Raw genomic sequence first — 18,783 nt, 5'->3', positions numbered from 1 at the left:
GTCATGCAATGAGGACAGGGCAGGGGCCTCAGATGTGACACACCTGACGGGATCGCGACCTCCTGCGGCGGTGGTCGTCAACCGTTTCAGGGCATCGAGGGGTGGAGAGCAGCCCGGCACCCGTACGGAGCCGGAAGGGCCCGCGGGCGAACGCCGCGTCATCGTGATCGATAACGGTGACGGCGGCGAACCCGACTGCGTTCTCCCATGTTTCGGGGAGTCTGTCACAGGGCGAGGTACTGCCTGGTCATAGCTGCCTGACGGTTGCTTTTGATACCTCGGCGAAAAAGTGAGGATCAATCATGAAAATTGTAGTTATAGGCGGTAGCGGGCTCATCGGAGCAAAACTCGTGGCCAAGCTCGGTGAACACGGCCACGAGGCGATTGCGGCGTCACCCCGCTCGGGCGTCAACACGATCACGGGGGAGGGGCTGGCCGAAGCTCTCGACGGCGCCTCGGTGGTCGTCGACGTGTCGAACTCACCCTCCTTCGAGGATGCGGCGGTGCTGGAGTTCTTCGAGACGTCGACCCGCAACCTCCTCGCCGCGGAAGCGGTCGCGGGCGTGGGACACCACGTCGCGTTGTCGGTCGTGGGAACCGAGCGCCTGTCGGAAAGCGGCTTCTTCCGCGCGAAGATCGCTCAGGAAAAGCTGATCAAGGAATCCTCCATTCCCTACTCGATCGTCCATGCGACGCAGTTCTTCGAGTTCGTCGGGAGCATCGCCGAGGCCGCCGCCGACGGCGACACGGTTCGCCTGGCACCCGTGCTCATCCAGCCCATGGCGGCCGAGGACGTCGCCGGAGCGGTGGGCGGGGTCTCCGTGGGCTCGCCGGTGAACGGCACCGTTGAGGTGGCGGGGCCCGAACGGTTCCGTCTCGACGAACTCGTCCGGCAAGGCCTGAGCGCGCGTGACGACCCGCGCGAAGTGATCGCCGACCCGCACGCGCGCTACTTCGGCGCCGAACTGAGCGAACGCACCCTCGTGCCCGGCGATGACGCGATCCTCACCGAGACCCGTTTCGACGACTGGCTGAGCCGGTCCGCGATCGGGAAGTAGCCGGCGGCGTAGCGGCCCCGCCGTATGGCGCAGTGGCCCCGCCGAAGGGAAAGGAGAAGATCATGACAGCTCGGAACCAGCCCTCGACCTCGTTCGTCGCCGAATCCGTCCGACCCGGGGCGCATCCTCCCTGTGGCTGCGATCATGACCAGGACGCGCTGAACCGTCGGCTCGAAGCCATGACAGAGCGACTGGAGCGCACCTTTCGCCGGGAGCGTCAGTTTGCCTGCGACGCCTCTCACGAACTGTGCACTCCCCTCGCCGCGCTCCGCCTGGAGCTGGAGGAGGCCCGGCTGCACCCCGACGACACCGACCTGGCAAGCCTCCTGGATCGTACGCTGAGCAATGTCGGCCGGCTTCAGACGATCGTCGGTGATCTTCTCCTGCTGGCCCGTCCGGACGCCGGCACACCGGCCGAACCGGAGTTGATGGATCTGGCGGAGCTGGTCCGAGGTGAGCTCTCCCGCCGGGAAGACCGGCACGAGGTGGAGCTGAGGCTCGACCCCGAGGTGATGGCCCGCGGTGTCCGGACCCAGCTCGGCAGGGTGCTCGGAAATCTGCTGGACAACGCCCAGCGGTACGCCAAGAGCTCGGTTCGGGTCCGGGTGCGTCGCCGGCGGGATATCGCCGAGCTGACCGTCTGTGACGACGGCGAGGGTGTGGCTCGGGCGGAACGTGACCGGATCTTCCAACCGTTCACCCGCCTGGCCACCTGTCGCAGCCGCAGCCACGGGGGCACAGGCCTCGGCCTGGCGATCGCTCGCGACCTCGCCGAGGCCAACCACGGCACCCTCCGGGCCGGACCTTCACCGACTCAGGGCGCCTGCTTCGTACTCCAGCTGCCGCTGTCACCGACTGATCCGGCCGGCGCCTCGATTCCGATCAGATGAGCCGGCGACACAGGCGGCGGCGGGCTTCGTCCGCGCCGGCGAGCTCGGCCGGGTCGCTCATGACATCGAGGGTATGAAGCCACTCTCCGAGCACGGTGGCGAGGCGGTGGTCGAGGTCCTGATAAATCTTGTGGGCCGCCCTCCAGTGAGTTCGGGCGGCAGCCAGGTCATCCTGGGCGAGCGCGGAGGCTGCGGGCGCCATGTACCTCGGGGTGCTGACGCTGCTCGCCATCCTCGGTGGAATCCTGTCACTCGGTCTGATCAGCGGCTGGGGACTGGTCTATCCCCGGTGGATCCCCGTGCTGGGCGGACGCCGGGTCCCAAGCGGGGCGGTCCGCTCGGGGGTGATCGCGGGGAGGGCGGGGGCGGTCATGCGTGATGCTCCTTGCGGGCGTTCGGTGCTGTGGTGGTGTTCGTGGGGGTGGCGGCCACCGGGACCGTGTTACGGCGCATGAGTTGGCGGTCGAGGACGGTCAGCAGGAGAACGGCGATGCCTGCCGCGACCAGGACGAGGCCGAGCGAGTGCAGTCCGTGGTCGCCGGCGCCGTCGCGGAAGACGATGCCGCCGATCACGGAGGAAGTGATGGTTCCGAGATAACCGAAGGTCCGGAACAATCCGGAGGCGGTGCCGATCTGGTCGGCCGGGGCCGCGAGGTACAGGGCGATCTGGTTGCCGACCGTGGTGGTGGCGGTCGTGATGCCGAAGATCAGGGAGACCAGGACGATCGCGATCGCCGGGCTGTGCGAGGTGAGCAACGTGATGCCGGCCGAGCCGAGCAGCATGGTCACCGCCGATGCGATCAGCGGTCCACGTACCAGGTTGCGGCTGGCGAGCGGGCGCGAGAGCAGCGCGGAGACGGCGCCCATCGGCAGCAGCAGGAGCCCCGCCTCCACGGTGGACAGCCCGTACGCGGCCTCCATCCACTGGGTCATGCCGTACATCACGGTGTAGACGCCGAGCAGGGTGAGGGCCTGGCGCAGGTAGGTGCGGGTGAGGGCGCCGTTGGCGGCGAGGCCACGGAAGTCGAAGAACGGCGCGGTCTTGCGCAGTTCCCAGACGACCGTGGGTACGGCGGCCAGAACGAAGACGGCGAGCGCGACCCATTCGACGTGCGGGAGGCCCATGAGGAAGATGACCAGCGCGGTCATCGACACGGCGAAGCCGAGGACGCCGGTCAGGTCGATCCGGGCGGCGATCTGACGGAAGCCGTTGTCCGCGCGGTCGAGCGGGGGATCCTCGGGCAGCCAGCGAATGGACATGACCAGGGCGATCAGGGTGACCGGGACGTTGATCAGGAAGGCCCAGTGCCAGCCTGCGGCGCCCACGAGGAGACCGCCGATCGGCGGTCCGACGGCGGCGGTGGCCATGCCCGCGATGGCGACGCCGCCGAGCACCCCGCCCGGCGGCTTGTCCATGCCGGCCTGCTCGGCGCGGCGACGGATCAGCACCATCGCACAGGGGAAAGCGGCCGAGGTGCCGAGGCCGATCAGGACTCGGGCGACGGTCAGCATCGCCAGGTTCTGGCCGAGGCCGCCGACCAGGCCGCCGAGCAGCACCAGGACAATACCGGACAGGAAGATCCGGCGTGCTCCGACCACCTCCGCCAGTTTGCCGGCGGTGGGTTGCGCGACGGCGCTGGCCAGGTAGAGCGAGGAGACCAGCACGGCGGTGGCGCCCACCGAGACGCCCAGGTCGGCGGCGATGGGCACCAGGGCGGTCGCGATGATGGAGCTGTTGATCGGGTTGAGGCTGGAGCCCACGTAGAGCGGGGTGGTGAATGTCCAGGCGAAGGGCTTGCGCGCCGATCCGCGCCCTGGAGTGACGGTCTGCACGATGCCGGTGCTCATATGCGGCCCTCGCCCAGGTCGACGTCGGCGAGCCGTTCCAGCAGTTCGATGGCCTTGTCCACGTCCTCGCGTTCGTCCGGGGCGACCACCTGGTCGATGGCCCGCGCCAGGAAGGAGGCGCGGCCGGTCAGGAGCTTGGCGACCAGTTCGGTCGCGGAGGGATCGGCGCTCATCAGCTTCTTGCGGCCGTCCTGCGGGTCGGGCTCGCTGTTGATCAGCCCGGAGGCCTTGAGTACCGCCAGGCTCTGCGCGATGGACTGCGCGCTGACGTGTTCCAGCGCGGCGAGCCGGGCCGCAGTGATCGGCCCCTCCCGCACCACGTCCGCCAGGACACCGAGCTGGGTGGCGGTCAGGCCGGTCGCATGCTGCCCCGACTCCGCGCGCAGGCGTGCGCGCAGTCTTTTCATCGCGTCGTTGAGGCGCTGCGCGGTCGCCGTGGATGGCTGCGGCCCGGGGTTCGTGTTCATGACCCCAGCGTAAAACTGCACAAGCAACTTTGCCAAGTTTCTTGTGCAGTTTTACGGCCCGCAGCGGGCACGGTCGCGTCGACAGGTGGACGGCATGGAAGCGGACGGCGCCGCCGTCCGGCAGGGGAACCCAAGCCGCGGCCAGGTCGCAGGCCGGATCGCCCGCGAAGAGGTCACCGAAGTCGATCAGGGGGTTGAGGAACATCGGAACGAAAAGTGGCACCAAGAGCACGTGATCATGGTTTTTAACGTGGCCGACCGTTCCGATGCGCTGGGCTCCCAGCCGGGACGGGGTGGCGCAAAGGCACGTAGCGAGCATCGTGACCTGCGGGAACAGGCCTCCGGTCGTTACCGTGGCGCGAGATGCCGGACTAGACCGCCTGTTCGTCGGGAACGGGACGAGCAGCTTCGGCGCGCAGTCCGTCGAGATAGAAGGACAGGTGGCGACGCCAAGCGCCCGGATCGGTTTTCATGGACTTCCGGATGACCTGGGACATCGCCCAGACCAGGGTGACGAGGTCTTGTGATTCAAAATCGGCGCGCAGCCGGCCGGAGGCCTTGGCCCGCCCGATGATGCGTTGCGCGTCATGGAAGCCCCTGTGGCAGACCTGGCTCACGTCGGTGGTCGGCGAGAAGCTCTCGGCCAGGGCGTCGTTGAGGCTGTGGTCCTCGGCATGCAGGGCGAAAAGCCCTTCGAGGAAACCGACGAATCCTGCCCAGGGATCGGGGTCGGCCAGGGCGGCCATGGTGATCTCGTCCAGGGCGGCCAGCCGCTGGGGAAGGACCGCGCCGAGGAGCGCCTCACGGGTCGGGAAATGGTTGTAGAGGGTGCCGATGCTGACGCCGGCGCGGCGGGCGATGTGTTCAAGCGGGGCGTCAAGGCCGCGCTCGGCGAGGACCTGTGTGGCCGCGACCACGAGTTTGTCGCGGTTGCGCGCGGCATCCGACCGCAGTGGTTTCAATTCGGCTGCCATGCCTCCCATCATACGAAATTGAGGGACCCCTCAAGTTCATGGTAGCGTCGCAGAAGTTGAGGGAGCCCTCGATTTAGCGGACATGGAAGGCAATGTCATGCCCACAGCAGTACGCAAGTCCGTGGTGGTCATCGGTGCCGGGCCTGGGCTCGGCATGTCCATCGCGCAGCGATTCGGGCGGGAGGGGTATGCCGTTGCGCTGATCTCTCGGACGGACGTCCGGCACGCCGGTTATGTGGCATCTCTGGCCGAGGCGGGGATCGAGGCCGCGTCCTTCGCCGCCGACGTACGTGACCGCGACCGGTTGCTTTCCACGCTGGATGCGATCAACGAGCGGTTCGGCACGATCGACGTGCTCTATTACGGGACGGCAGCCGCCGACCTGGACATACCGCGCCGGCCGATCATCGAGACCACCGCGGAGGACGCCCGGGAGGCGATGGACGCGCTGTATCCGGCGATCGACGCGGTCGGCAGAGTGCTGCCCGGCATGGTCGAGAGAGGGACGGGCGGGCTGCTGTTCGCCGGCGGGCTGAGCTCTGTCATGCCGATGCCCGCACTCGGCGGCCTGGCCTTGTCGGCAGCGGCGATGCGCAACTACGCTCTGACGCTCAACACGGCGCTGGCCGAGAAGGGTGTCTACGTCGGGAACCTGACGATCGGGGGGCTCATCGAACGGGGTGACATCTACCGGCTGGTGACCTCCCAGCCCGAACGCTTCGGCGACGTGGGAAGCAGCACCCTCGACCCAGACGCGATCGCCGACACCGCCTGGGACCTGTACGTCAAGCGCGACCGCCCCGAGGCGACGTTCAGCGCCTTCGTGTAAGGGCCGATGCCGGTCGCGACCCGGTCTGAGTCCATGCGCCGCATCTGATTCCGTCACCCGCACGTGCCTGAAAGACAGGAGCCGGGCACCCTCTCGACTAGCCCGTTCTCCTGTAGATCACGCACAGCCGGCGGTGAAGCGGCAGGTCGGGCGGTGGCCGCGCGGCCACCGTCCCTCTTCGGCCGCGATACCCCTCTGCCCTGGGCCCGCCGATCGGGTCACCAGATCCCGAGGTCACGTGCGAGGCGTTCCGCCTCGCGGGCCCATTGGGCACAGAGCGAGAGCCCGGCGGCTCGGGCGGCGTAGCGGGCGTCCGCGTCGACGGTGGTGTCGCCGCCGTAGTCGGTGTGCTGGTCGGCCGAAGCCGTTTCGAGGCTTCTGACGGTGAGCCAGTCATATTTCACCGCGGAGGCGCAGATCCCAAGCCTCACCAGGCGTTCGTCGCCGGTCCAGCCGGCATCGTCCAGGCCTTCGAGGTAAGCCCGGGTGACCTGGCCGTCGAGGTCGCCGAGCAGTTGGTGGGGGATGAGCAGGTCGAAGACGGAGTCGGGGATGAGGTTGCCGACATCCTCGCCCAGAGCACCGTCACCGACGAAGGCCCAGTCGAGCAGCACCACTTCGCCGGTCGGGCGCCTGATGATGTTGTTGGGCCAGACGTCCAGGTGACAGACGGTGCGAGGCAAGGTCTGCATGAGCGACAGCAGACGCTCCTGGTCGAGGTGAAGGCGGCGAAGCCCCCCGCGGAGCTCCTGCGGGAAGTGGTCCCTGATCAGTTTCTGAGACCATGCCCGGTCATCCTGGAGGAGGCGCCAGTTCGCGGGCCGGGAAGTGCTGTAGTCCCGGAGAAAGCCCCGGCTGAGCCATGAATATTCGGGAAGGTCTCGGCGTCCCTGGCTGCGACCGAGCGCCCGGGCGGTCTCGACGAGGTCCTGGACGGACAGCTGCGACGAGTGGTGGCCCTTCACGTCCTCCAGCAGGATCTCGATCTCCTCGTCGCCGGTTTCCCGGACGTCGAGGACCGCCGGCGCGCCGAGGCCGAGCTGCCGGGGGAGGTCGGTGCCGTAGACGAGTGCCTCTCGACGCCAGTAGTTCCAGTGCGCCGGGTCGGCCGAGGAGGCCCAGTGGCCGGGGGCGTCGTCGCGGCGATGGGTGAGGACCTTGTGGACACCGTCGCTGTCACGCCAGATACCGCCGGTCACCCCGTTGAGCCGGTTGTGGGTCAGATGCTGGAGGGGCATCCGATCACTCTAGAGGCCCCGCGATTCCCAGCTGGTGACGTTCTCGATCGGCGGCAACGACGCCACCGTCTACTCCCGAGCCATCGGCAGCTACGTCGCCCCGCGCGCGAGCGATCCTACGGGCGCGCCCTGCACACGCCATTTCGTTGCGGGCGGCGTGGACTCGCTGCCGGAGGAGACCGGACGGACATAGGACAAAATCGTCACGGTGATCCGTGGCATTCGCAAACGGCCACCACGGGCGAATGTGCTCGCGGTGGGCTATCCCACACTCGTCCCACCGCTGTCGCAGTAGCCGCTGGGCGAAGGCCCGGTCCGCGGGGGAGGTGAGCGCACGCGATTGGCCGGATCCTTTCGCATATTGATCTCCTGGCCACTTTCCGATGCCGCCGGGTCGCTGAAATGCTTGTCGTCATGACTACGACGACAATGCGTGCGATCAGCCAGGACATCCTGGGTGGCCCCGAGGTGCTGAAGGAGATAGAGGTGGAGCGGCCCACGCCGGGCCCGACCGAGGTGCTGGTGCGGGTGCGTGCGGCCGGGGTCAACCCGACGGACTGGAAGCATCGCGCCACGGGCGGCATGCTGGGACGGCCGCCGTTCGTTCTCGGGTGGGACGTCTCCGGCGTCGTCGAGTCCGTCGGCATCGGGACAGCGCTCTACAAGCCGGGTGACGAGGTGTTCGGCATGCTGCGCTACCCGTACGGCCACGGCGCGTTCGCCGAATATGTGACCGCACCCGCCCGCACGTTCGCCCGCAAGCCCGGGAAGATCGACCATGTGCAGGCGGCCGCGCTCCCCCTGGCCGCGCTGACCGCGTGGCAGGCGCTGGTGGACATCGCGGGGGTGAAGGCCGGGCAGCGGGTGCTCGTCCACGCCGCCGCGGGCGGAGTGGGCCATCTCGCGGTGCAGATGGCCAAGGCCCGGGGCGCTCACGTCATCGGTACGGCAAGCTCCGCCAAGCACGAGTTCCTGCGCGGCCTCGGGGCGGACGAGCTCATCGACTACCGGAGCGTGGACTTCGCCGAGGTGGTCGGAGACGTCGACGTGGTGATCGACACCATGGGCGGCGACTACGGACCGCGTTCACTGCGCACCCTGCGCGAAGGCGGCGTCATCGTGTCGCTTGTGCTGTCCAATATGACTGAAGGGCTCGACGCCCAGGCCGAGGAACTGGGCATCCGCGCGGAGTCCATGCTCGTGGAGCCGGACTACGCCGGCATGAAGGCGATCGCCGCGCTGGTCGAGACGGGCGGGCTGCGCGCCGAGATCGACACGGTACTGCCACTGGAAGAGGCGGCCAAGGCCCACGAGCGAGGTGAGACGGGGCGCACCACCGGCAAGATCGTGCTCACTGTGTAGATCGGGCTTCTTCGATCCTGCTCCGCGGATTTGAGGGGCGGGAGCCGCTCTGGCGAGGCGGCCCGCACGAAGAGGGCAGCAGCGAACCCGGCGTCCACGCGAGCGTCCCGTCCGGGGGCGTGGACGCCGCACCGACCGGTAGGACATGGCGGTTGTTACGGCATCGACGACGTTCCGATGATCATGGGACGGTCTTCCTGTATTACGCGGCCGGCCCCAGATCCCAGGTCCACAGCGCTTCGCGACCGCCGCCGACAAGCACGGCGCGGCCGTCGAGGTAGCTCATCGAGAGAGAGCCGAGGTAGCGGGAAGGACGCTGAAGCGTCCCGACCTGCCGGCTGGTCGTGAGGTCCCAGACCCGAATGCTCTTGTCCTGCGGCGAGTGGGTGACCGCGATCGGGACGCCGCCGACCCGTCCGAAGGCGACACCGCTGACCTGCTTGGAGTGGCCGAGCAACGGACGCTCGACCTGCTCGCCCGTGGCGAGATCGTAGAGCTCCACGGTCCTGCCGGTGGCCACGATCGCGATCGTCGTGCAGTCGAACCGGGCGATCTCCACCGGGGCCGAGAGCTCGGTCCTCGCGATGCGGAACGACGCCATCCGTTTTCCCGCGCCGACGTCCCAGAGCCGAGCTCGGGTCGCGCCGAAGGTCACCGCGACCGGCCGGCCCGCGAGGCGGATGAGGGCCAGCTGCCCGGCTCGGCCGTTCGCGACGCTGAGGTCGTGCAGTAGCGCTCCCGAAGGAATGTCCCAGATGCGTACCGCGCCCGGAGGAGTGGAGGGGTCACCGGCCGCGCCGTCCCTGTCGCCCGCTCCGACCACGAGCACCCGGCGATCGGCTTCGGTGAGCGCGACCCCGCCGACGAAGTCGCCATAGCCGATGAGGGGTTCGCCGATCGGCGCATGACTGGCGAGATCGAACATCCGGATCGAGGGATCTCCCAAGCCGATCCCCGCGACCAGCACCGCTCGTCCGCCGTAGTCGCCGGTCGCGAACGAGGTGACGCGCCCGGGCAACCTGACCGGGGCGTCCAGCGGTCTGCCACTGCCGAGATCCCACACGCCCAGGACTTCGCCGTCGTTCCCGTGGGCCAGCACGACCGGCCTGCGGTGCAGCTCGCCGTTCACCCCGTGGACGTCACCGTTGGGTCCTCCAGTGGCGGGAGGAGCTGATTCCCGACCCGTGGCGAGATCGTAGGCGCGGACGGTGTTGTCGCGCCCGCCGGTCACGATCATGGGACGACCGCCGAGATCGCCGACCGCCAGCGACGTGACGTGTCCCGGGATCTCGAAGGACGAAAGCCTCTCGCCGGTGGCCGGATCGATGACCGAGATCGGGCTTCGGAGCCTCGATCCGTTTTGGTCGGTGGCGATGCTCCCGACGGTTTCGACCGAGACGAACACGGTCCGGCCGTTCAGCACGGCGAGCGACGAGGGGCCGAACGTCCCCTTCAGCGAGTGGGTGGTCACCTCACGTGTGATCAGATCCCAGCGGATCACCCCGAGGTCGGCCGTGGGGATCAGGGCCACCGGACGGCCGCCGATCGTGGTCGTCCTGATCGTGTTCATTTTCTGGACGAACTCGGGCTGGACGACGAGCGGTTCCCCGACGGGTTTTCCGGAGACCGGATCCCAGGCGATCACGGTGTCGACCGCCCCGGTCAGCACGAGCAGGACACCGTGGACGCGGACCAACGCGACGGCGTTGAAGGGCCCGGTGCCGATGCGCGGGCCGATCCGGCGGCCGGTCGCCAGGTCGAACACATAGGCGCCGTCGGTGCCCGCTGTCGCGGCGATCGGCCTGCCGTCGAACTCGCCGAACGCGATGGAACGGAACGGCCCGGTGGGGAGTGGCCCGCCGACGGGTGACCGGGTGGTCGCATCCCACCTCTGGAGTGCCCCGTTGCTCCGGCCGAGGATGACGGGTCTGCCGTCGACGGTGCCGTACGCCACCGGGCCGTCGCCGGGGATCGGATCGCCGATCGGTTCCAGGGTGGCCCTGTCCCAGATCCGGATGGTGTGCTCGGCACCCGCGCTGATCGCGACGGGCCGGTCGTCCAGCTCGCCCACGGCCACCGAGGTCACGTCGGCGTGGCCGCCCATGTCCATCGCGACGGGCGACGCGAACGAGGCGGGAACGCCCCCGTGTGACGTCTCCTGGCAGGTGGTTCCCGGCCGGGGCCAGCTCACGACGGTCGACCCGGCCGAGGCCAGCGGCACCGACCCGGCCAGAAGCAGCGCGGCAAGGATGGGTGGCAGCCGTCGAAAGGACATCCGGACCCCTGTCGCCGAAATTGCTCCCCGAGCATAAACCGACCTCCCGCGCGATCCGCCACGTCACATCAGCCGGGGCGTGCGCCGACGAGGAGGGTCGCCGCCGCTACCCGCGGTGCGTCACCGGAATGCGAGACCCTCGAACGTACCGGACGAACGCCATTTGTCGAGATAGGTGAAGTAAGCCATCGCCCCCTGCGGATAGCCGACGTTGAGCCGCCCCCGCAACCCCGAGTCCTGGCCCTCGTTGTTGTAGTAGCCCGGCGTGCAGTCCGGCGAACCCAGCAACCTGCCCGTACCCGACAGCAGGAGCTCGATCCACGCGTCCTCGGCCTCCTTGGTGACCTCGATCTCGTCGAATCCGTTGTCGAGGGCGTGCTTGATGGTCAGGGCGATCGTCCTGCCCGCCTCGGTGAGGTTGTGCGGGATGTTGGAGATGAGGTTCGCACCCTGCGTCGGCTGCACGACAAAGGCGTTCGGGAAGCCGTGCACGTGGATGCCGTGCAGGGTGCGCATACCCTCGGCCCAGTACTCGGAGAGCTTGACGCCGTCGCGGCCGGTCAGGTCGTAGCCGGCCCGCCGCGTGTATTCCGTGCCGACCTCGAAGCCGGAGGCGTAGATGACGCAGTCGACCTCGTACTCCTTGCCCGCGGCGACGACCCCGTTCTCGGTGATCCGCTCCACGCCCTGGCCGTCGGTGTCGACGAGGTGGGTGCCGGGGACGTTGTAGGCCTGCAGATACTCGTCGTGGAAGCATGGTCGCTTGCACAGCTGGCGGTACCAGGCCTTCAGTTTCCGGGCGGTCTCGGAATCTTCGACGACGGAGTCGACGCGCGCGCGGATCTCCTCCATTTTCTCGAAGTCGGAGTTCTCGAAGGCCTCCGCCATCTTCTCCGGAGTGAAGTCCTCGGGCGGGAGCGCCATGATCTTGGAGCGCACCCGCCGGGCGATGTCGGTCCACCCGTCCATCACCAGGTCCTCGTCGGCCACGGCGCTCGTCTGGTTGGCCGTGAAGTTCTCGAGCCAGCGCTGCTGCCAGCCCGGCGTCGCGATCTGGGCGAACCACTCGGAATCGGTCGGCTGGTTGTTGCGGACGTCGACCGACGACGGGGTGCGCTGGAACACGTACAGCTCCTCACACGCCCGCGCCAGATGAGGCACGCACTGCACGGCCGTCGCTCCCGTCCCGATGAGGGCGACACGTTTGCCGGCGAGCCGCTCCATCGGCGCGCCCGAGGGATCGCCACCGGTGTAGTCGTAGTCCCACCGGCTCGTGTGGAACGAGTGCCCCCTGAACGACCCGATCCCAGCAATTCCCGGCAGCTTCGGCACGTGCAGTGGACCGGTGCCCATGGCGACGAACTGGGCGGTGAACTCGTCACCCCGGTTGGTACGGATGATCCAGCGTGACCGCGCCTCGTCCCATTCGAGGTCCTCGACCTCGGTGTGGAAGAGCGCGTCGTCGTACAGACCGTAATGCTCGGCGATGCGCCGGCAGTGTTCAAGGATCTCGGGCGCGTGCGCGTACTTCTCCGTCGGCATGTGGCCGGTCTCCTCCAGGAGTGGCATGTACACAAACGACGCCGTGTCGCACTGTGCTCCCGGGTAGCGGTTCCAGTACCAGGTGCCGCCGAAGCCGCCGCCCTTCTCGATGATGCGGACGTCGTCGACGCCGGCTTCCCTCAGCCGCGCGCCGGTGAGGAGACCGGCGAAGCCGCCGCCGATGAACGCGACCGTCACGTGGTCGGTCTTCGGCGCGCGCTCGGTTTTCGGGGTGTAGGGATCGTCGAGGTAGTGCGCGAACCGGCCGGTGAGCCGGAGGTACTGGTCGTTGCCGTCGGGACGGAGCCGCTTGTCGCGCTCCTCCAGATATTTCTGGCGGAGGGATTCCTTGTCGAGGACGGTGCCATCGGGACTGGTGAAGCGGCCAGTGACGGTCATGCGTGCTCCGAGGGTGTGTTCGACCGGGGCGGGGCGTCGAGATGCTGAGCGACCCCGATGCCTCCGGCAGCGTTCGCCCCTCAGCGGTGTCAGGATGTCACTCATGAGTGACATGCGGCAAGTACCACCGTACGATCGCCGTATGACCCCTGACGCCGTGATCGCAACGTCGCTCGCCGACGAGCAACGCGACGTCGCCCGATCGCGGATCCTTCGCGCCGCACGGGGCGTGCTGGCGGACCGCGGCCTCGCCGCGACCGTCGACGACGTGGCCGAGGCGGCCGGGGTCAACCGGCGTACGGTGTTCCGCCACTTCGCCACGCGTGACGGTCTCTTCGCCGCCGCCATCAAGGAGGGCGTACGCAGCTATGCGCTGCGGATCCCCGCACCACCCGAGGATGACGACCTGCGAGCCTGGCTGCTCGACCTGCTGTTCGTCGTCCACCGGCTCAACGCCGGCAACGGCCGTATCTACTGGGAGCTCGCCGCCCTTGAACCGGACGATCTTCCCGCCGAGCTCGCCCAGGCGGCCGCCGAGCGCCGGGAGAGCCGCAAGCTCTTCGCGGTCGGCGTCACCTCCCGTATGTGGCAGGCCCGCGGCGGGCGGGGAGACCCTCCCGTCTGGCTGGTCGACGCCGTCGCCGTACACCTGTCGGGATTCACCACCCAGTCCCTCACCGGCGACTTCGGCCGTACTCCCGACGAGGTGGCCCAGGTGTCGGCGCAGGTTCTCGAGGCCGCGCTGGGCGCCGCCCTCCCATAGTCATTCCAACCCGAGCACCGCTGGAGGACGTCCGATGCCGTCTCGCCCTGATCACGCAGTCTCCGCCCCGCCCCTCTGATCAGGAAGAACCGCACCGCCGACGCCGCTCTCACCGTCACCGCGAACGGGGTGCCGCCGGCCGGTCAGGAAGGGGTCGTTTCGAGACCGTCCGCGGTCGCCCTCCCGGCGCTGTCCTCCCCACGCGGCACCCCGGAAACGATCCCGCGCCGAACCGTACGACCCTCACGAGCGGGGCGGCGCCCCGTACCCCGGTCAGCCACCGACACATCCCGCACCGACACGGCCATCCTGACAGTCCTGATGGAAGGAGAGATCGCACGAACCGCTCAACGGAACCATCAGGAACTGTGAGGGATTTCTAGGACCTGCTTGAGCCGATCAGGGAACGATCCCCGCGGGAGGCACCTTCCTGGGGTGGCCCGTTCCGCTCCCGCTCGCCGGCGGCGCCGACGAGGCTGCGGCCGAGCCTCTGAGCGGGTTTCTCGATGAAGCGGTAACTCAGCGCGGCACAGCCGATCACCGTCGTGAAGAGCATCGCCTCCCACGCCAGCCGCACCGGCAGCGAGATCCCCGAAGGATCCACGGTCAGTCTCCTGACGACCTGCAGGATCAGGGGATGCAGCAGGTAGATGGAGTAACTCATCAGGCCGAGCCACACGAAAAAGGGCAAGATCGCACGACGGCGCAGGACAAGGCCGGCGGCGAACGTCAGCCACGCCGCGGCGACGGCGGTGGACCAGCTCCACTTGAACGCCTGCTGCCCGGCTTCCGACATGCCCCACCCCGGCCCGAATGCCACCGCCGCGATGACCGAGAGGACGGGCACCAGACCGATCATCCAGCGCGATCTCACCCATTCGGCGGGCGACCGTTCCAGGCGGTAGATGGCGGTTCCGCCGAACATGGTGGCCAGGATGATCAGGCTCTGCCACGCGCCCACCCTGCTGTTGAGGGTGAGGAGCAGGAGGGCGAGGACGGCGAGGACGGCGGCACCGTACCTCCGTACGCCACGGTTCGCGCTGAGAACGGCGGCGATCCCGCCGAGGAGCACGATGGCCGTGTCCCCCACCACACCCTGTCCCAGGTTGTCGGACAGCCAGCCCGCCGGTACGAGGGCGCCGGCGAGGAGCGCGCACACCGCGAACGTCAGCGAGGTGCGCGCGCTGGCTCGATGGACGCCGAACACGAACATCGCGGTCACGAGCAGGTAGAACACCATCTCGTACGAGAGGGTCCAGAAGACGTTGACGACGCTGGGCACCCGGAGCAGGTCCTGCAGCATCGTCAGGTGTGCCAGTGCAAAGGTCACCGGCTGCCCGGTGGCCTGGGAGGGCAGGACGGTGTAGACGCCGACGATGCCGAACACGGTGCCGGCCACCGCCGCCAGCCCCCATAGGGGGTAGAGACGGAAGAAGCGAGTGATCCAGAATCCCCGGACACTGCCTCGGCGTTCCAGCGAGACCGGCACGACATAGCCGCTGACCAGGAAGAACACCAGCACGCCGTACTGTCCGAAGTCGAACCACGGGCTGACCGATTCCCGGATCTCGGGCAGCAGGGCGTCCAGCGAGTGCTCGAAGACGACGATCAGCGCGGCGAACCCGCGTAGGGCGTCGAGCCAGGACTGCCGGGCACCTTGGGACGAGGGGATCGAGCTGGTTCCGATGTGCATTTGCCCTGTTTTATCCGGAATCTCCTCGTCCTTGGCCATCCGGTAACCCTAGTGGTGCAATCGGGATGAAAGGCAATTTATACCCCATAACCCCCACAAGACGACGGCTGACCAGCGTGAACCCGGGGCTCTCAGGCGCCTCAGGCCCATGGCTCGAACGCCTGGCGGGAGAACGCCGGGCCATGGAAGGGCACGGCGGCTGTCGCACTCGTGCGGGCGGCGCGTCAAGGGACTCGGGGACGTGGAGCCGACCACGTGAACCGGTGACTGTCGCACTCATGCGGGCGGCGCGTCGAGGAGCTCGGGGGCACGGAGCCGACCACATGAATCGGTGGTGTGGGCGGGCTTTCAGCCCCAAGCGCGGCGAATCGACGAGGAAACGGCGCTCTTACCCCGAGACTGTTTTCGAGGCATCCCGAAGCTTCGGTGCCGGTGGTAGCGGTTCACTTCATGCGATCACGCCGGCAGGCAGAGTGAGCGGGGCCAACTGCCGGCTGAGCCTGAGGACGGCCTCGGCCGTTCGTGGGTCGGCGCCGGGGGCGAAGGAAGTGCCCAGCCGCTCATTCGCTCTTTCCCGCGTGCCTCCTCGTGGATGGCGGCCGACCAGCGGACAGGGCGTTGGACATGCTTTCCGCCGATGTCCATGCGGCCACCATCCCGTACGGCGATGGATGTCTCATAGACGCGCGGCCTCGTATGCGAGGACGTGAGCCGCGTCTACGAGACATCGACCGGCCTCCTAACGGTGAGTTTTCCCGTCACGATTCCCGGTGCTGGTGCAGTTGGCGCTTGCGGGGCTTGACGTATGTGCTGTTATTGCTCGTGCCACGGTTGTTCGTGCTGTGGGCGTTCGTGTCGCGGTCGGTCTTGGGGGCGGGCAGGAAGACCGGCTCGATCTCCTCCAGGTATCCGTTCTGCAGCAGCCAGCTCACCGGAACTTCTTCGCTTGTCTGCGGAGCCTCGGGAATGTACTTGCTGAGTACGTGATATTGAGTGCCGCCGCCCGGCTGCTGGAACGCGGGTGCTACCGGGCCCACTTCGCCCGTTCATCCCATGGATGGCGTTTCGGAGTCCAAGCAGTGTGAGCGCGCGACTTGACAATGGGTTGCCGGACGAGGTCGTTGAACGACGATTGCCGCGATATTGCTGGGCGTCGGGTGTTATTGGTGCCGGGCTGTTCGGCGCGAACGCCCCCCACGACCGGGGGCCTCGGGCGGTGCTTCGCCGGGACGTGTGGGGCGCGGGGCTTGAGCGTCGGTGCGGTGCCGGGCTGCGTGGCGGTGATCGGACGAGCCGGGGTGGCCAGCTGACCGGTGGGCGCGAAACAGGTCGCCGAGTAGTTCACCGCCGTACGCCTGGACGACGTTCCAGCCCTCGGAGCCGTCACGGCACGAGACCCCGGCCGCCGAGCCATCAGCCTGATGGCTCGGCGGCCGGGGTGTCCCACACCCGGCTGAGACCCGGGCACGCCGTCCCTCACCGCCGGCGGTGTCATCGAGGGTCTCGACCGGTGGCCGCGGGGGGCAGGACGGCCGGAAACGGCGGCGCGATCGCGTCATCGAGGACGGCGGGCGAGATACACCAGGGCCGGCGGCAGGTTGCGCCATACCGTTCTGCTCAGCACGACCTCCTCGAACGTCGTGTGAAGGTCGCGGCGATACTGCCGCGCCGGGGGCGCCCACCGCGTCCAGGTGTAGGCGAACTGGGTGAACACCCCGTCGGGGGACAGCGAGCCGGCCACCAGGGGCAGCAACGGCACACCCGTCGCCGGACGGAACGCGACCCAGGGCAGCCCGCTGACCACGACGTCGGCGGACAGGCCACGCTCCGCCATCAGCTCGGGCAGGTCGGCCGCGCCGGCGTGCACGACCTCGACCCCGGGGAAGCGCCGGCCGAGGAGTCCGGCGAGGCGCGGGTTGAGCTCGATGGCGATATGGCGGCCCCGGCCGCCCAGGCGCTCCTGGATGAGCCGGGTGAACGCCCCGGTCCCGGGCCCCAGCTCCACGACCGTCGGTTCTCCGCGTTCGGGAATCGGCACGACCATCTGGGCGGCGAGCCATCGCGAACTCGGAGCGACCGTGGCGGTCAGCAGCGGGGATCGCAGAAACTCGCGGAGCAGGGAAGTGCCGGAAGCGCCCCCGGAAACCTCAAGGTCAGGGCTGGTCTGTCTCACCGTGCATGCTCCAGAGTCGTGGTCTCCCGATCCGTACGCTCATATTTCCAACAGCGCGATCACCGCCGTCACACTGCCGGGATGAACAACGAGAGACATCTCGCGGTGCTCTCCCGCAGGCGGTGGCGCCCGCGGGGGAGCGCACGGTGACACGCCGACCTCGGTGAGCGACGACGGCACCTGGTTGGTCGAACCCATGGAAGGACGAAGGCATCTGGCCGGTCGAACCCGTGGAAGACGGCCCACCCCGACCGATTTCAAGATCATTCGGCTCGGCGGCGGGTGGATCGGCGAGGCGCGATCCAGGGCCGCGGCAGGTCCGTCATGGGGGGAAGTCCTGGTCGGCGGGGTGGCAGGATGTCCCCGATGGCCCATCGGTGAAAGGGCGATCATAGGAGTAATACAGCTACCTTGCCGGTCGATTCACAGCATATTGTGACAAAATGGACAGCGGCAAGCTTCTTGGTGAGTTCTTGCGCGCTCGACGCGAACTCACCACCCCGGCACAGGTGGGGCTGCTGGACGTCGGTTTCCGCCGGACGCCCGGACTGCGCCGGGAAGAGGTGGCGATGCTGGCCGGGGTCAGCACCGACTACTACGTCCGCCTGGAACAGGGACGCGAACGCCACCCGTCCGGGCAGGTGCTCGACGCCCTGACGCAGGCATTGGACCTTGGCATCGAGGCCGAGGCGCACCTGTACGAACTCGCCCAGCCGCGGCCGCGGAGACGCGGAACGGCCGACGGGATGGAGCAGGTCAGCCCGGATCTGCTGCGGATGATGCACGGCTGGTCGTACACCCCCGCGCTGGTGTGCAACCGCTGGCTGGACGTGCTGGCCAGGAACCCGCCGGTCGCGATTCTTCACGACGGGCTGGAGCACACCGACAACCTGCTGCGGTTGATCTTCCTGGACCCCCGCGCGCGTGAGTACTACCGGGACTGGGAACAGATCGCCCGCGCCCAGGTGGCCTATCTGCGGTCCGTCGCGGGAGCGGATCTCAACGATCCCGACCTGATCGAACTGGTCGGCGAGCTCTCATCCCAGAGCGCGGACTTCCGCCGGATATGGGCCCGCCATGACGTCGGCATACCCTCTAAGAACAGGCTTCTCCGCCACCACGTGATCGGTGAGCTGGATCTGACCTGCGAGGCGTTCAGCGTCGCCAGCGCCCCGGGCCAGCAACTGCTGGCCTTCCAGGCCGAGCCCGGCAGCCCCTCCGCGCACGCCCTGACCCGGCTGGACAGACTCGCCGGCATGACGACGCCGTGAC

16 protein-coding genes are annotated in these 18,783 nt (G+C 68.4%); 6 read left to right on the top strand and 10 right to left on the bottom strand.

The window, feature by feature from the left end; genetic code table 11:
• Window positions 1-302 precede the first annotated feature (302 nt).
• Both CHC08_RS28135 and CHC08_RS28130 read left to right on the top strand, forming a co-directional pair.
• Window positions 303-1,058: an SDR family oxidoreductase gene (locus tag CHC08_RS28135; RefSeq protein ID WP_089210393.1), complete on the top strand. Its 756-nt coding sequence runs from the start codon at window positions 303-305 to the stop codon at window positions 1,056-1,058.
• A gap of 62 nt (window positions 1,059-1,120) precedes the next feature.
• On the top strand, window positions 1,121-1,948 hold the full coding sequence (locus CHC08_RS28130; protein WP_089210392.1) for a sensor histidine kinase: 828 nt from the start codon (window positions 1,121-1,123) through the stop codon (window positions 1,946-1,948).
• Here the strand turns inward: CHC08_RS28130 and CHC08_RS28125 are convergent.
• The 4 genes from CHC08_RS28125 to CHC08_RS28110 form a co-directional block, all read right to left on the bottom strand.
• Window positions 1,941-2,180 carry a hypothetical protein gene (locus CHC08_RS28125; RefSeq protein ID WP_089210391.1) on the bottom strand — a complete coding sequence of 80 codons (240 nt, stop codon included), beginning with the start codon at window positions 2,178-2,180 and terminating at the stop codon, window positions 1,941-1,943. The two genes, CHC08_RS28130 and CHC08_RS28125, sit on opposite strands and share 8 nt — an antisense overlap.
• 137 nt (window positions 2,181-2,317) lie before the next feature.
• Window positions 2,318-3,796 (bottom strand): MFS transporter, encoded by a 1,479-nt coding sequence (locus tag CHC08_RS28120; RefSeq protein WP_089210390.1) that lies wholly within the window; start codon window positions 3,794-3,796, stop codon window positions 2,318-2,320.
• Entirely contained in the window at window positions 3,793-4,263 is a 471-nt protein-coding gene (locus CHC08_RS28115; protein ID WP_089210389.1) for a MarR family winged helix-turn-helix transcriptional regulator, read from the bottom strand. The genes CHC08_RS28120 and CHC08_RS28115 overlap by 4 nt, the downstream gene beginning before the upstream one ends.
• A 371-nt stretch (window positions 4,264-4,634) precedes the next feature.
• A complete protein-coding gene (locus tag CHC08_RS28110; protein ID WP_179282246.1) occupies window positions 4,635-5,237 on the bottom strand; it encodes a TetR/AcrR family transcriptional regulator in 603 nt (200 codons plus the stop codon).
• A 97-nt stretch (window positions 5,238-5,334) separates the two neighbouring features.
• On the opposite strand from CHC08_RS28110, the gene CHC08_RS28105 reads away from it, so the two are divergent.
• Window positions 5,335-6,066: an SDR family NAD(P)-dependent oxidoreductase gene (locus CHC08_RS28105; RefSeq protein ID WP_089210388.1), complete on the top strand. Its 732-nt coding sequence runs from the start codon at window positions 5,335-5,337 to the stop codon at window positions 6,064-6,066.
• Between the two features lie 218 nt (window positions 6,067-6,284).
• Here the strand turns inward: CHC08_RS28105 and CHC08_RS28100 are convergent, their stop codons facing one another.
• On the bottom strand, window positions 6,285-7,304 hold the full coding sequence (locus CHC08_RS28100; RefSeq protein ID WP_089210387.1) for a phosphotransferase: 1,020 nt from the start codon (window positions 7,302-7,304) through the stop codon (window positions 6,285-6,287).
• Between the two features lie 414 nt (window positions 7,305-7,718).
• On the opposite strand from CHC08_RS28100, the gene CHC08_RS28095 reads away from it, so the two are divergent.
• A complete protein-coding gene (locus tag CHC08_RS28095; protein WP_245878611.1) occupies window positions 7,719-8,666 on the top strand; it encodes an NADP-dependent oxidoreductase in 948 nt (315 codons plus the stop codon).
• Window positions 8,667-8,868: 202 nt separating this feature from the next.
• Here the strand turns inward: CHC08_RS28095 and CHC08_RS28090 are convergent, their stop codons facing one another.
• Together CHC08_RS28090 and CHC08_RS28085 are read right to left on the bottom strand one after the other, a co-directional pair.
• Window positions 8,869-10,941 (bottom strand): WD40 repeat domain-containing protein, encoded by a 2,073-nt coding sequence (locus CHC08_RS28090; protein WP_089210385.1) that lies wholly within the window; start codon window positions 10,939-10,941, stop codon window positions 8,869-8,871.
• 120 nt (window positions 10,942-11,061) lie between these two features.
• Entirely contained in the window at window positions 11,062-12,882 is a 1,821-nt protein-coding gene (locus CHC08_RS28085; protein WP_089210384.1) for a flavin-containing monooxygenase, read from the bottom strand.
• Window positions 12,883-13,024: 142 nt separating this feature from the next.
• Between CHC08_RS28085 and CHC08_RS28080 the strand changes: the two genes are divergently transcribed.
• Complete coding sequence (locus CHC08_RS28080; protein WP_089210383.1) at window positions 13,025-13,645, top strand: TetR/AcrR family transcriptional regulator; 621 nt, start codon at window positions 13,025-13,027, stop codon at window positions 13,643-13,645.
• Between the two features lie 379 nt (window positions 13,646-14,024).
• On the opposite strand, the gene CHC08_RS28075 is transcribed toward CHC08_RS28080, so the two are convergent.
• The 3 genes from CHC08_RS28075 to CHC08_RS28065 all read right to left on the bottom strand — a co-directional run bounded on the left by CHC08_RS28075 (window position 14,025) and on the right by CHC08_RS28065 (window position 17,511).
• Window positions 14,025-15,338 carry an acyltransferase family protein gene (locus tag CHC08_RS28075; protein ID WP_179282245.1) on the bottom strand — a complete coding sequence of 438 codons (1,314 nt, stop codon included), beginning with the start codon at window positions 15,336-15,338 and terminating at the stop codon, window positions 14,025-14,027.
• 758 nt (window positions 15,339-16,096) lie between these two features.
• Window positions 16,097-16,375 (bottom strand): glycohydrolase toxin TNT-related protein, encoded by a 279-nt coding sequence (locus CHC08_RS52515; protein ID WP_089210381.1) that lies wholly within the window; start codon window positions 16,373-16,375, stop codon window positions 16,097-16,099.
• A gap of 518 nt (window positions 16,376-16,893) precedes the next feature.
• A complete protein-coding gene (locus tag CHC08_RS28065; RefSeq protein ID WP_218825515.1) occupies window positions 16,894-17,511 on the bottom strand; it encodes a class I SAM-dependent methyltransferase in 618 nt (205 codons plus the stop codon).
• Window positions 17,512-17,954: 443 nt separating this feature from the next.
• Between CHC08_RS28065 and CHC08_RS28060 the strand changes: the two genes are divergently transcribed.
• Window positions 17,955-18,782 carry a helix-turn-helix transcriptional regulator gene (locus tag CHC08_RS28060; RefSeq protein WP_089210380.1) on the top strand — a complete coding sequence of 276 codons (828 nt, stop codon included), beginning with the start codon at window positions 17,955-17,957 and terminating at the stop codon, window positions 18,780-18,782.
• Window position 18,783 lies beyond the last annotated feature (1 nt).

The sequence above is a fragment of the Streptosporangium subroseum genome, from assembly GCF_900188345.1.
In the GTDB taxonomy this organism is placed as follows: domain Bacteria; phylum Actinomycetota; class Actinomycetes; order Streptosporangiales; family Streptosporangiaceae; genus Streptosporangium; species Streptosporangium subroseum.
Note: the sequence above shows the minus strand (reverse complement) of the source record. Positions and strands in the feature narration are given on the sequence as shown.

Coding starts and splice junctions, on each gene's coding strand:
- CHC08_RS28130 (WP_089210392.1), top strand. CDS start 1,121: ATGACAGCTCGGAACCAGCCCTCGACCTCGTTCGTCGCCGAATCCGTC.
- CHC08_RS28075 (WP_179282245.1), bottom strand. CDS start 15,338: ATGCACATCGGAACCAGCTCGATCCCCTCGTCCCAAGGTGCCCGGCAG.
- CHC08_RS28125 (WP_089210391.1), bottom strand. CDS start 2,180: ATGGCGAGCAGCGTCAGCACCCCGAGGTACATGGCGCCCGCAGCCTCC.
- CHC08_RS28095 (WP_245878611.1), top strand. CDS start 7,719: ATGACTACGACGACAATGCGTGCGATCAGCCAGGACATCCTGGGTGGC.
- CHC08_RS28080 (WP_089210383.1), top strand. CDS start 13,025: ATGACCCCTGACGCCGTGATCGCAACGTCGCTCGCCGACGAGCAACGC.
- CHC08_RS28110 (WP_179282246.1), bottom strand. CDS start 5,237: ATGGCAGCCGAATTGAAACCACTGCGGTCGGATGCCGCGCGCAACCGC.
- CHC08_RS28120 (WP_089210390.1), bottom strand. CDS start 3,796: ATGAGCACCGGCATCGTGCAGACCGTCACTCCAGGGCGCGGATCGGCG.
- CHC08_RS28085 (WP_089210384.1), bottom strand. CDS start 12,882: ATGACCGTCACTGGCCGCTTCACCAGTCCCGATGGCACCGTCCTCGAC.
- CHC08_RS28090 (WP_089210385.1), bottom strand. CDS start 10,941: ATGTCCTTTCGACGGCTGCCACCCATCCTTGCCGCGCTGCTTCTGGCC.
- CHC08_RS28100 (WP_089210387.1), bottom strand. CDS start 7,304: ATGCCCCTCCAGCATCTGACCCACAACCGGCTCAACGGGGTGACCGGC.
- CHC08_RS28135 (WP_089210393.1), top strand. CDS start 303: ATGAAAATTGTAGTTATAGGCGGTAGCGGGCTCATCGGAGCAAAACTC.
- CHC08_RS28115 (WP_089210389.1), bottom strand. CDS start 4,263: ATGAACACGAACCCCGGGCCGCAGCCATCCACGGCGACCGCGCAGCGC.
- CHC08_RS28105 (WP_089210388.1), top strand. CDS start 5,335: ATGCCCACAGCAGTACGCAAGTCCGTGGTGGTCATCGGTGCCGGGCCT.
- CHC08_RS28060 (WP_089210380.1), top strand. CDS start 17,955: ATGGACAGCGGCAAGCTTCTTGGTGAGTTCTTGCGCGCTCGACGCGAA.